Origin of the sequence: Bacillus sp. J33 (genome assembly GCF_000518885.1) — a bacterium.
In the GTDB taxonomy this organism is placed as follows: domain Bacteria; phylum Bacillota; class Bacilli; order Bacillales; family Cytobacillaceae; genus Cytobacillus.
The window spans coordinates 1-13,213 of the sequence record NZ_JAEL01000047.1 but is presented as its reverse complement, the minus strand read 5'-3'; the positions used below and the strand labels follow the sequence as shown (position 1 = coordinate 13,213).

The 13,213-nt window shown below is 40.3% G+C and carries 11 protein-coding genes and 1 pseudogene; 11 read left to right on the top strand and 1 reads right to left on the bottom strand.

The window, feature by feature from the left end:
- The 6 genes from L634_RS33865 to L634_RS0114495 all read left to right on the top strand — a co-directional run bounded on the left by L634_RS33865 (window position 1) and on the right by L634_RS0114495 (window position 5,989).
- On the top strand, window positions 1-144 hold the full coding sequence (locus L634_RS33865; protein WP_198029773.1) for a hypothetical protein: 144 nt from the start codon (window positions 1-3) through the stop codon (window positions 142-144).
- Between the two features lie 81 nt (window positions 145-225).
- A complete protein-coding gene (gene cbpB / locus L634_RS0114525) occupies window positions 226-672 on the top strand; it encodes a cyclic-di-AMP-binding protein CbpB (protein ID WP_026583074.1) in 447 nt (148 codons plus the stop codon).
- A gap of 155 nt (window positions 673-827) precedes the next feature.
- Window positions 828-2,327: an MDR family MFS transporter gene (locus L634_RS0114520; protein WP_034262728.1), complete on the top strand. Its 1,500-nt coding sequence runs from the start codon at window positions 828-830 to the stop codon at window positions 2,325-2,327.
- A 345-nt stretch (window positions 2,328-2,672) separates the two neighbouring features.
- Window positions 2,673-3,557 (top strand): LysR family transcriptional regulator, encoded by an 885-nt coding sequence (locus tag L634_RS0114510; RefSeq protein WP_026583072.1) that lies wholly within the window; start codon window positions 2,673-2,675, stop codon window positions 3,555-3,557.
- 263 nt (window positions 3,558-3,820) lie between these two features.
- A complete protein-coding gene (gene dapD / locus L634_RS0114505) occupies window positions 3,821-4,531 on the top strand; it encodes a 2,3,4,5-tetrahydropyridine-2,6-dicarboxylate N-acetyltransferase (protein ID WP_026583071.1) in 711 nt (236 codons plus the stop codon).
- Between the two features lie 333 nt (window positions 4,532-4,864).
- Window positions 4,865-5,989, top strand: a complete 1,125-nt coding sequence (locus L634_RS0114495; protein WP_026583070.1) for an N-acetyldiaminopimelate deacetylase — start codon at window positions 4,865-4,867, stop codon at window positions 5,987-5,989.
- A 208-nt stretch (window positions 5,990-6,197) separates the two neighbouring features.
- Here L634_RS0114495 and L634_RS0114490 read toward each other — a convergent pair whose 3' ends face one another.
- The gene (locus L634_RS0114490; protein WP_051428338.1) at window positions 6,198-7,091 is read right to left on the bottom strand and encodes a mechanosensitive ion channel family protein; all 894 of its coding nucleotides are present in this window, start codon (window positions 7,089-7,091) and stop codon (window positions 6,198-6,200) included.
- Between the two features lie 337 nt (window positions 7,092-7,428).
- On the opposite strand from L634_RS0114490, the gene L634_RS0114485 reads away from it, so the two are divergent.
- The 5 genes and pseudogenes from L634_RS0114485 to L634_RS0114460 form a co-directional block, all read left to right on the top strand.
- Window positions 7,429-7,971 (top strand): peroxiredoxin, encoded by a 543-nt coding sequence (locus L634_RS0114485; RefSeq protein ID WP_026583068.1) that lies wholly within the window; start codon window positions 7,429-7,431, stop codon window positions 7,969-7,971.
- 338 nt (window positions 7,972-8,309) lie between these two features.
- Window positions 8,310-8,768: a TlpA family protein disulfide reductase gene (locus L634_RS0114480; protein WP_026583067.1), complete on the top strand. Its 459-nt coding sequence runs from the start codon at window positions 8,310-8,312 to the stop codon at window positions 8,766-8,768.
- Between the two features lie 501 nt (window positions 8,769-9,269).
- Window positions 9,270-11,024 (top strand): ABC transporter ATP-binding protein, encoded by a 1,755-nt coding sequence (locus tag L634_RS0114470; RefSeq protein ID WP_026583065.1) that lies wholly within the window; start codon window positions 9,270-9,272, stop codon window positions 11,022-11,024.
- Window positions 11,025-11,035: 11 nt separating this feature from the next.
- Entirely contained in the window at window positions 11,036-12,853 is a 1,818-nt protein-coding gene (locus tag L634_RS0114465; protein WP_026583064.1) for an ABC transporter ATP-binding protein, read from the top strand.
- Between the two features lie 168 nt (window positions 12,854-13,021).
- A pseudogene (locus tag L634_RS0114460) lies at window positions 13,022-13,213 on the top strand (IS3-like element ISBsp3 family transposase); the annotation flags it as partial.

Here is a 13,213-nt window from a genome sequence, read left to right as displayed (position 1 = left end):
ATGATGCCAACTGTTAAATGTCCAAGCTGCTTGGCTGAAAAAGAAATAGATGGAGTCTTGACTGCCCAATCCAATCAGAATGTGATTTTTCGCTGCCCCTATTGCAGCTATGAAGTCAGGGATATTCAAACAAGTAAAGGGTGAATATGTAAAAAAGGGGCAAATCGCTGGAAACTATGATAAAATAAAAGGGATTCATAACCTATTTTTGAGGAGTTTTCGGCGATGATTAGTCTTCATAGCGAGGAATTTTTAGAATTTAATATTAGTGATTTCATGATTCCTTCAGAACGGGTAGCACATGTCCAAGTGGGAAACAACCTGGAGCATGCACTTTTAGTATTAACGAAAAGTGGTTATACCGCCATTCCGGTCCTTGATCCGCACTATAAGCTGCAAGGTTTAATCAGTACCCCGATTATCATGGATTCTATTCTTGGCCTGGAACGGATTGAATTTGAAATGCTGGAGCAAAAAAGAGTGGAAGAGGTAATGAACCACAAAATTCCGCGCCTCGACATTGACGCTTCAATCCAGCAATCAATCGCTCTTTTAGTTGATCATCCTTTTTTATGTGTAGAGAACAAAGAAGGCTATTTTGAAGGGATATTGACAAGAAGGACTGTTCTTGATCAATTAAATAAGCACATCAGAAGATTAAATAAAAAATAAAATTATTTAGCTCCCCAACTGAGGGAGCTTGCTTTATTTTAGTAGGCAGATAACGCATTTGTTAAACATTTCCGGCTGCATTGACCAGGGACTGCTATGTATTCTGCTTATCAGGGTTGGAGGGGAAATTGTTGGGTCAGGAAATACATAAGAAAATGCCTGATGGAAAGAAAAAAGTTACGAAAAAGCCTTTTGTGCTCGCTTCGGTTATGCTTGCAATGTTCATGGGGGCAATTGAAGCAACGATCGTTTCCACGGCAATGCCTGCCATTGTTGGTGACTTGGGGGGCTTTGCATTATATAGCTGGGTATTTTCTGCGTACCTGCTAATGAATGCCGTCACAGTTTTAATTTACGGAAAATTGTCTGATTTATTTGGAAGGAAACCGGTTTTGACATTTGGAATCATTGTATTTTTAATCGGTTCTATTTTATGCGGTTTCGCTGAATCCATGACCATGCTGATTATTTTCCGGCTTATCCAGGGATTTGGTGCAGGTGCTGTAATGCCGATTGCCACAACAATTGTCGGAGATATTTACACAAAAGAGGAAAGAGCACAAGTGCAGGGCTATTTATCAAGTGTCTGGGGAATCTCAGCTATAATGGGGCCTGCAATTGGAGGGCTTCTAGTTGAATATGTGAGCTGGCGCTATGTATTCTGGGTTAATATTCCGCTGGGGATCATGGCTATTGCTGGCTTATGGCTATTCCTCCATGAAAATGTTGAAAGAAAAAAGCATCAGATCGATTATGCTGGAGCTGTACTGCTAACCGTTTCAATCTCTTCGCTGATGTTTGTACTCGTAGAAGGCGGCACAAATTGGGCGTGGAATTCCATTGAGGCAATCAGCCTGATATCTGTAAGTGTAATTGCATTTATATTATTTATCCTGCAGGAGCAAAAAGCGGCTGAACCTATGATGCCTTTTAACATATGGAGGGAAAAGCCCATTTTAATTGCCAACCTGGCCTCTTTGACTACTGGCGTTATGCTGATCGGAATATCCAGCTTTCTTCCTGCATTTGTGCAGGGTGTTATGGAAAGGTCGCCAATTGTTGCAGGTTTTACACTGACAACCATGTCAATAGGCTGGCCAATTGCAGCAGCTATAGCCGGAAAAATGCTGCTAAAGATTGGTTTTAGAAGTACATCAGTACTAGGGGGAATATTCCTTATTTTAGGCAGCGTTGTTTTTGTAACTCTTACTCCTGAAGCCGGTCCTGTATGGGCAGCTGCAGGAAGTTTCCTGGTTGGTGCCGGGATGGGCTTGACTAGTACAGCTTTCATTGTTTCCATTCAAAGCACGGTTGAATGGAAACAGCGTGGCATAGCAACTGCGGCCAATATGTTCATGAGGAACCTTGGGAATACCATTGGGGCGGCGTTGCTTGGCGGAATTTTAAACAGTCAAATAAAGTCCTTTATCCAGAAAAACGGTGAAGAAATTAATTCCGATTTATCTCTTGATTCGGCGAATGTCCTTTTAAATGAACAAGCGAGGAATAGCATGGATGCTGGAGTTAAAGAGGTGCTGCAAAACGGGCTGACATTTTCACTCCATTCTGTTTACTATGCGGTTTTATTATTTGCTGTCATAAGCTTTATACTTGTTATTGCCTTGCCAAAGAATGAAAGGGATGCCGCTTCCTAGATATTCATATTTAATCAAAAGCTCTGCATCGAAATGCAGGGCTTTATCTATCTTAGAACACTTTTATTAAATGCTGGATGATTAAAAGGATTGTAATACCATACAGAACCCCTTTAAGAAACCGGATGGAAATTTTATTTGCCAGCCTGACAGCTGTTTGTGCTCCAATGATTGAACCGGAAGCCAGAAAAATAGAAATGCTGATATTGTAATTGCCTGCAGCGACAAATGAAAAACTCTTGCACCTCCTGTTCCGGATTGCATTTTATTCGGAACTGCATGATAATGAAGTTTTAATAAATATAAGATATACTATAAGAAAAGGTTATAAAGGGGAGATAGCGGATGTCTTCACTTACAGAATTCCACCTTCTATCAGTATTGGCTCAGGAAATGAATATGAGAAAAGCGGCTGAAAGGTTATTTGTATCTCAGCCGGCATTGTCCCAGCGCCTCGTAAATATCGAAAAAGAATGGGGAAGCCGACTATTTATCCGTTCCCAGAAAGGCTTATCCCTTACTCCAGAAGGAGAACTTGTTCTCCAATTCGTTAATGAAGTATTATCGAAGGAAGAAAAAGTCAGGGAATCAATCACAGCCCTTAATTCAGAAGTGCATGGGACCCTTAAAATAGCGGTTGCCTCCATAGTAGGGCAGAATTGGCTTCCTCAAGTGCTAAAAAAATATGTCAGCCGCTATCCACAAGCGAAAATTTCCCTGATTACAGGCTGGAGCAGTGAAATCTTGAAATCTCTTTATGATGACCAGGTCCATATCGGAATTATTCGCGGGACCCCGGATTGGAAAGGGGTTAAGATTCCTCTTTTCAAGGATAGCTTATATCTTGTAGATACTGAGATTACAAGACCTGAACAAGTTCTGGAAACCGACCGTCCTTTCATCCAATTTAAAAGTGATTCGAATTATTATCAGGAAATCCAGGACTGGTGGTTAAGGCAGTTTAAAACTTCGCCTAAGCGGACAATCGTCGTAGATCAAATCGAGACATGCAAACAGATGACTTTTAATGGAATCGGATATGCGATATTACCGGCTATTACACTGAATGGGGCAGAAAAAAATATTTTTAAAATACCCCTGCTTGATGAAAACAACATGCCAATTAAGCGCGATACTTGGCTGCTTGGCTATGAGTCTGCTTTTCAGCTTAAACAGGTTCAGGCGTTTGTTGAATTAATAAAGGATTATATTGAGGAAGAAAGGCAATGAATTTTTTTGATTCCTTGCCAGATGTTTTTTATGTCAGGCTCTTTTCTAAAAGATTGTTGTTTTTAAATAGGTATTGTGAATAAAAACTAAATCAACCTCTCCTCACTACTTGTTAAAAAGCAACAAAGCTTGCGAAAACAGCCTTATGTTAAAACCCCCGGTTGAATCAAAAGGAAATTCCATGTTAATTTTCTTGTTTTCAATGCTTTTGTTTGTTAAAGTAATGCTAGTTGCAAAGTTATACATAGAGGAGGACTTTTAGTATGAAAATGATGGATGCAAACGAAATTATTTCTTTTATCCAAAACAGCACAAAATCAACCCCTGTAAAGGTTTATGTAAAAGGAGATTTGGAAGGGATCGACTTCGGTTCTTCTGCTAAAGCCTTTTTAACCGGCAGCACTGGTGTAGTGTTTGGCGAATGGGCTGAAATTAGCCAGGCAATCGAAGCCAATCAGTCTAAGATTGAAGATTATGTGATTGAAAATGACCGCAGAAACTCTGCGATTCCATTGCTTGATATGAAAAATATTAAAGCGCGCATTGAGCCGGGTGCCATTATCCGTGATCAGGTAGAGATTGGGGACAATGCGGTTATCATGATGGGTGCATCCATTAATATCGGCTCTGTTATCGGTGAAGGCACAATGATTGATATGAACGTTGTCCTTGGCGGAAGAGCCACTGTCGGGAAAAACTGCCATATCGGAGCAGGGACAGTATTGGCAGGGGTTATTGAGCCTCCTTCAGCAAAGCCTGTTGTCGTTGAAGACGACGTAGTTATTGGTGCTAATGCAGTTGTCCTTGAAGGAGTAACAGTTGGTAAGGGTGCTGTTGTTGCTGCAGGCGCAATCGTTATTGATGATGTACCTCCTTATACTGTTGTAGCAGGTACACCTGCACGCGTAATAAAAGAAATTGATGAGAAGACAAAGTCCAAAACAGAAATTAAGCAGGAACTTCGTCAATTATAATTACTCATAATACATGATTGTTATCATAAAGTTATTCGGGCGGCTAACTAAGCTAACCAGCTGACTGGATTGAGTGTAGGGCACTTGACACCTCGAAAATGCTCCGCATTTCCTTACGGCGAGGCGTATATTCAAGGAGGTTTTTCCAATGTCCTGCTCAGAAGAGGGGGAAATGGGAGACCCCGCAGTCAAAGCCGAGGAGGCTCCCGGACCGCCCGCGGAAAGCGATCTCCTGTAGCGGAAATCAACAGGCTAGTTTAACAGAGCCAATACAAAAAGCGTGGATCTTTATATCCGCGCTTTTTCTTAAATAGAAAGAAGGGGGAAACTGGAATGAGTGAGATTAGTCCGCTTATAGAAATCCGCCGTGAACTTCATAAAATACCTGAACTGGGGTTTCAGGAATATAAAACTCAGAAGTTTTTATTAAATTACTTAGAGTCGCTGCCACAGGAACACATGGAGATTAAAACGTGGAAAACAGGCATTTTTGTAAAAATAAAGGGGAAGAATCCTGCAAGAATGATTGGATATCGTGCTGATATCGATGGGCTTCCAATCGTAGAAGAAACAGGTTTGCCATTCAAATCAGAGCATAGCGAACAAATGCATGCCTGCGGCCATGATTTTCATATGACGATCGCATTGGGTCTGATCACCAGATTTGTTAAGGAACAAATCAATGATGATTTGCTGTTCATATTCCAGCCGGCTGAAGAGGGTCCAGGCGGTGCCGAACCAATGCTAAAGTCGGATATCATGCAAGAATGGAAGCCTGATATGATAATTGCACTCCATATCGCTCCGGAATATCCTGTAGGAACAATTGCTTTAAGAGAAGGATTACTGTTCGCCAACACCTCCGAACTGTTCATCGACTTAAAAGGAAAAGGCGGACATGCTGCATATCCGCATAATACAAACGATATGGTTGTGGCAGCCTGTTCATTGGTCAGTCAGCTTCAATCAGTTGTATCTAGAAATGTCGACCCGCTTGACAGCGCGGTGATTACCATTGGAAAAATCACCGGCGGCACCGTACAAAACATAATTGCTGAAAAAGCAAGGCTTGAAGGCACCATCCGAACGCTGTCACCCGAATCTATGAACAAGGTTAAGAGCAGGGTACAGGCTCTTGTAAGGGCAATTGAAGTTGGATATGAATGTGAAGCTTCAATCGATTTTGGCAGCATGTATCACCAGGTCTATAATGAAGAAATGTTAACAAGAGAATTTATGGAATTTGTCCGCACCAATACTGACATAAAGGTTGTAGAATGCCGTGAAGCCATGACGGGTGAAGATTTCGGATATATGCTTGAGGAGATTCCAGGATTTATGTTTTGGCTTGGAGTCGATTCGGAGTATGGGCTTCATCATGCAAAGTTAAATCCCAATGAAGAGGCAATCGAAAAAGCAATTGAAATGATCACATCGTATTTAATATATAAAAGTTAATGTTGGGTGCCTGTGTTAGGCATCCTAATTTTATTCGTCCAGGTATTGTAAACTAAGCAATTATATAGGATATACCAGCGAACAAATAGTTAATATAGCAAATGAAGGGGGGAGTTTTAGCAAGTAAACACGTTCATCTAGCAAAAAAAGCTGATTCCAAAGATCCCCATCAAAAGAAACTTCGGAATCAGCCGCATGAATGAAACGTTTACCCGTTTGCACGCTCAGTGCCAGCCTGTTTCTGAATAAGGACCTGATGAGGAAATGGAATTTCAATGCCATGTGCATCAAGTGCTTCTTTCAGAGCTTTTCTAAGTTCTCGTTCAACAGCCCATTGCTCCATATTTTCCGTTTTAGCAATAACACGCAGTACTACATTCGATGAACCTAATGTTTGTACACCGATTACATTCGGGCCTTCTACAATTGCCTTATTTTCCTCTGCTATTTTGTCACATGCTGCCTGAAGCACCGAAATGGCTTCGTCAATATTGTCATCATAGGATATTCCTATATCAACAAGTGCCCGCATGTTGCCGCGCGAATGATTGCTCAGACTGGTTATTTCGCGGTTAGGTATAAAGTGCAATGTACCATCAAAGCCTCGGACCTGTGTCGTTTTTAACCCGATTTGTTCGACAATTCCTGAAAAGCTCCCAGTGGTAACATAATCCCCGACATCAAGCTGCCTTTCAAGAAGGATGAAAAAGCCTGTTACAACATCGCTTACCAGGCCTTGTGCCCCAAAACCAATCGCCAGCCCAACCACTCCTGCACCGGCTAAAATGGCAGTTGCTTCAATGCCAAATATCTGAAGAACAGTTACAGCAAAAATGAAAATAAGGACATATGAAAATATGTTTTTGGCGAGACTTTCAAGTGTTTTGGACCTTCCTGGTGACACTTTTTCTTTCTTGCTTATTCCATCAAAGCTTTTATGTATGATCTTGTTTCCTGCAGCCTTTACTATTAAAAAAGCAATATATATGGCTGCGAGTTTCAGCAGAATAATGCCTGATTCAATCAGGATGGCTTCCCAATTGATATGAGAAAAATTAAAGTTCTCCACTTCTCCACTTCCTTTCAGTTTGATTAAAGTCATCATTTTAACGCAAAGTTATTTTTTATGCAACCGATCCACATCTGCTAAAAGCAAATCTATTAAGCATTTCATTTTATTATAGGTTAGGTATTTGTTAAACTAAAATGGAAAATATACCAATTGGACGAGCCAGATGGCTGTTTATTTCTAAATAAAAACGGGCAAAACATGTAATGAGTTTATTTTCAAGTTTTATAATAATTATTTTGTTAAACCCATTACAACATAATATTGACTGAAAATACTAAAAACGCTATAATGAAACATGTGATTGGAAAGATAAATGAGAATATACATAGGAAATTCTCATTTAATAAAACAATTGGAGGGATTATGCATGCCAGAACGTATGGTAGGTAAACAAGCACCGCGTTTCGAAATGGACGCAGTAATGGCTAACAAAGAATTTGGGAAAGTAAGCCTTGAAGAAAACATGAAAAACGACAAATGGACTGTCCTTTTCTTCTATCCAATGGATTTCACTTTTGTGTGCCCTACTGAAATCACTGCTATGTCTGACCGATACGAGGAGTTCCAGGATCTTGATGCTGAAGTAATTGGAGTATCTACTGATACTATTCATACTCATTTGGCATGGATTAATACAGACCGCCAAGAAAATGGTCTTGGCCAATTAAAATATCCTTTAGCTGCTGATACCAATCATGTTGTTTCCCGTGACTATGGTGTCTTAATTGAAGAAGAAGGTGTAGCTCTTCGCGGATTATACATCATCAACCCTGAAGGCGAATTAATGTACTCAGTAGTTAACCACAATAACATTGGCCGTGACGTTGATGAAACTCTGCGTGTGCTTCAAGCACTTCAAACTGGCGGACTTTGCCCAGCTAACTGGAAGCCTGGTCAAAAAACCTTATAATTTAGAATTTGATTATTTAAATAAAGACTGTGTTAAAGCTTATTGTTGATTTCAGCACCCTGTTGATTGGAGTCGAAGGGGCTAATCCCCCGAAAATGCAATCTCATTTTCTTACGACGAGATGTTTATTCATAGTTTTGCGGTAAGAGCGGAGTTAAAGGGAGACTCCACAGGTGCGGGGGCCAAGGCGCGTAGAACACCTGGAAAGCGACCCCTCGAAGCGGAAATCAACAAGGTCAGTTTAACAGTGCCAACTAAAAAAGGCCTAACGATTGTTAGGTCTTTTCTTTCAATTAAAGGGTTAATGAAAATAGGCAAATCGAAAAGGAGGAATTTCGATGAGACTTCGTGAACCAATGCCAGAACTCTCAGGCGCAACTGAATGGCTTAATGGTGAAGTTACAAAAGAACAGCTGATTGGCGAAAAGCCGACACTCATACATTTTTGGTCAGTGAGCTGCCACCTGTGCAAAGAGGCAATGCCTCAAGTTAATGAATTCCGCGACCAATATAAGGATCAATTAAATGTTGTAGCTGTTCATATGCCCCGTTCAGAGAATGATTTGGATATAGAGGAAATTAAGAAGGTGGCTTCTGAGCATGATATAACACAGCCAATCTTTGTAGACAGTGAGCATAAGCTGACCGATGCCTTTGAAAACCAGTATGTTCCTGCTTATTATGTTTTTGATAAGGATGGCAGCCTCCGCCACTTCCAGGCAGGGGGAAGCGGCATGAAAATGCTTGAAAAGCGTGTAAATCGTGTGCTGGATGAAATGAATAAGAACGAGCAATAAACAAGATCCGATCAGGCAAATGCCTGGTCGTTTTTTAGTTAGGCTTTTTTCGTAAAGGTTGTTGCTTTTTAAAGGCGAACTTAGTTCAAACCGACTGAGCTGATTCTTGACCCCAGCGGGAAAAGAGGGAAGTGGGAGAAGCCAAGGAAGCTCGCATCGCTCCCCGCGGACAGCTTGAGTGTCCCGTACTGAAATCAACAGGCAAATTTAACAAAGCTTTATTTAAAAAAATAAATTTTTTTGACACATTTCTGATTGGGTGGAGGTCAGGCGGCGTTAACTGGACTGGTATTGAAAGTTTAATAGGTTGTAAGTCTTTTTACCGATTTTTATAGATGTCTAAATATAAACAATGCAAATGAATAAACTCCATACATAGTAGGAACTAAAAAAGTGGAAAAATCACACAAAAGGGGGTGGAAAAATACTTCGAAACCCGATATATTTATTAATACGTTCTAATTTTTCTAAATTTTCCACAATTTAAAAGGGGGAATGCAGATGGAAACATTTAAAAAATTAAAGCAGTATTATTGGCCGTTTAAAAGGTATTTTTTGTGGTCGGTTCTTTTTCTATTTATCGTAACAGCTATTACAGTTGTGTATCCCATGATTCTGCAAGTGACAATTGACGAGGTTGTCATTGGAGGACAATATGGGTGGATACCGTATTTAGCATTGGGGTTTATTGCCATAATGGCTATAAAAGGAGCAGCGACCTATATCCATCAATACACAGGTGATTTGTTTGGAATCACATCAGTTTATAAGCTAAGGAATGCTCTGTATGAAAAGCTTCAGTTTTTGCCTTTCAGATATTACGACAACGCCAAAACAGGAGACTTGATGTCCCGTTTGACAGCGGATGTAGAAGGTTTTCGCTTTTTTCTTTCCTTTGGTTTCTCAGAACTGATCCGTTTCTTTTTATTAATTTTAATAAGCATTTCGGTCATGTTCTACTATTCTATACCGCTTACAATTGTAACTCTTATAACGCTGCCCTTTCTCGCGATCGTAACATTCAAGTTTGATAAGGCTGTACACCCGGCTTTTCGAAGCATAAGAAAGTCTTTCGGGCGCTTGAATACAAAAGTCCAGGAAAATATCAGCGGCATCAATACAGTTAAGTCATTATCGCGTGAAGACTATGAGATTTATAAATTTAACGATTCCAATAGTGATTACAAGGATAAATATCTTTTCACTTCGGATATTTGGGCTAAGTATTTCCCGCTAATGGAGTTTTTGGGCAATTTAAGTGTTGTCCTGTTGCTGTCGTATGGAGGCTACCTCGTCATGGCCGGAAATTTGAAGCCAGGAGAACTTGTCGCTTTCTATAGTCTTGTTTGGTATATTATGTGGCCGATTATGAACCTTGGTTTTATAGTAAACCTCTTTTCTCAATCTAAGGCATCAGGCGAAAGGCTGCTTGAGATATTGGAAGCTGATAATGAGATTGAGAGCAAAGAATCCCCTGTAGTGGCAAAACGCTTGGAGGGGGAGGTTGAATTTCGCGATGTTACATTAAAATATACAGAAGAGGATAAGGATGCTTTAAGCAATATAAGCTTCCATGCACCGCCAGGTAAGGTAATCGGCATAATAGGTTCTACAGGATCAGGGAAAACGAGTCTAACACAGCTTATAACGAGATTCTACGAGCCCGTTGATGGTGAAGTGCTGATTGATGGGGTGAACGTGAATGAGTATTCCCTTAATTCACTTAGAAGCAACATTAGCTTTGTCCTGCAGGAATCATTTTTATTTTCTTCCTCAATTAAAGCGAATATTGCTTTTGGGAATCCGGATGCATCGATGGAGGAAATTATAGAAGCAGCCAAACGGGCCCAGGCTCATGACTTTATCATGGAACTTCCGGAAATGTACAATACCATTCTTGGGGAAAGGGGAATGGGACTTTCAGGAGGCCAGAAACAGCGGATTGCAATCGCGCGGGCCATATGTTCTGACCCTAGCATATTAATCCTGGATGATGCAACAAGCGCAGTTGATATGGAAACGGAATTCAGAATACAAAAAGCGCTGAAAGAAGTTATGGCAAATCGCACAACTTTTATTATTGCCCACAGAATTTCTTCGTTAAAACATGCCGACGAAATTCTGGTGCTTGAAAACGGGACTGTAGCTGAAAGAGGGACGCATGAAATGCTTCTGAAAAATAACGGCCCATATCAGCGAATATACGATATTCAGTACCAGGACCGAGAAAAAGTTATTCAATCACATGCAGGTTAGGAGGTGCTCATTTGAAAAAAGAAAAAAATGAAAAGGTCCTGAACAGGTTTCAGTACTCAACAGAGGAAGTAATTGAGAAGCCATTTAATTGGAAGCAAATGATGCGTCTTTTCAGCTATATGAAACCGTACCGAAAAAAATTGCTGCCTCTCTCAATTATAATGGTATTAATTAATACAGGTGTCAGGCTGGTCATTCCTATTTTAATAGGTGTTTATACACTTGATAAAGCCTTAATTGAAAAGGATGGTCAGCTTCTGGCCATTTTGGTTTCGCTGATTGCAGGGCTATACGCGATTTCTTATTTAGCAAATTATTTCCGGATTAAATGGATGAATCAGCTCGGCCAAAGTGTGATTTATGACCTTCGGAAGCATCTATTTACGCATGTGCAGTCGCTTTCACACCGTTTCTTTGACCAGCGATCGGCAGGATCGATATTAGTCCGGATCATGAATGACATTAACTCTTTGCAGGAGCTCTTTACTAATGGTGTTATAAACCTCCTAATGGATCTAATTATGCTTGCGGGCATTTTTATTATCTTGTTTACATTAAGTCCCGAACTGACATTGGCCATAATGGTCATCTTGCCGATCATGTTTTTTATTTCTACTTCGTTGCGGAGAAATATAAGAAGATCCTGGCAAACAGTACGGCTAAAGCAATCAAAGCTTAACTCACATTTAAATGAGAGCATTCAGGGGATTAGGATTACTCAATCTTTTACACAGGAAAAAGAAAATATGGCATTTTTTGATGGAGTCAACACAGAAAATTTTGAAAGCTGGCGAACAGCGTCCCAGAAAAATGCTCTGTTCAGACCGCTTGTTGAATTGACAAATGCTTTAGGTACGGCCGTCTTAATATGGTACGGTGCACATTTAATCCAGAATGATGCCATTACAATCGGTGTATTTGTTTCCTTTGCTTTTTATCTGGGCATGTTTTGGGAACCGATTTCCCGGCTTGGAATGGTATATAACCAACTGCTCATGGGAATGGCATCTTCGGAAAGGATTTTTGAATTTCTTGATGAAAAACCAATTGTCTCGGAAAAAAGCGATGCAATCGATCTTCATGATATAAAAGGTCATATTGAATTTGAGAATGTGGTCTTTTCTTATGATGAAAAGAGAACTGCTTTAAACGGGGTCAGCCTTGAGTTGGAAGCGGGTCAGACTGTAGCGCTTGTCGGGCATACAGGCTCAGGAAAAACGACGATTGCCAATTTAATCAGCCGATTTTATGATCCAACTGGCGGAGCTGTAAAGATTGACGGCCACAACTTAAAGGATGTGTCTTTATCTAGCTTGCGCCATCAAATCAGTGTTGTGCTGCAGGATACCTTTATTTTTTCTGGAACGATTTTTGACAATATCCGTTTCGGCAGGCCTGATGCAACAGATGGAGAAGTAATGAAAGCTGCTAAGGCTGTAGGTGCACATGTATTTATTGAAAAGCTGCCTAATGGCTATGAGACTGAAGTAGAGGAACGTGGGAATATCCTTTCTGTGGGGGAGAGGCAGCTTCTATCCTTTGCCAGAGCTTTGCTTGCTGACCCGCGCATTCTTATTCTGGATGAAGCAACTGCCAGTATAGACACAGAAACGGAAGTGAAAATCCAGGCAGCTTTAAAGACGCTTTTGAAGGGCAGAACAGCCATCATTATCGCACATAGACTTTCAACTATACGGGAATCTGACAAAATTTTTGTATTGGATCATGGAAATATTCTTGAGCAAGGCAATCATGATCAGCTGATGGATTTGAAAGGAGAATATTATCATTTGGTAAAAGCGCAGTTTAATATGCTTGAAGCAATTTAAGAATAAAGTATAAAGAAAGCTTAATAAAAGTGGATTCTATGGATCCTTGAACTGAACCCCGAACAGTAGACACTTTAAAAAAAGTGGACCTATTCGGGGTTTTTCTATTTTTCTTAGCTTAAAACCCCGTTATACTAAAATCTATATATTAGGACGGGAGAAGTTACTATGAGTAAGATTATTTTCAATGAACATCAACGACAAGTCTTAGAAAAGAACCCAAATGTCGCATCTGTATCTGATCGTGCGATTCAATATACTGCCGAATTTAAAATTCGAGCGGTAAAAGAGAATTTAGCTGGTAAAGGGCCTGCTCAGATCTTTATCGAAGCTGGGTTTAATTTAGAGATGATTGGGCTC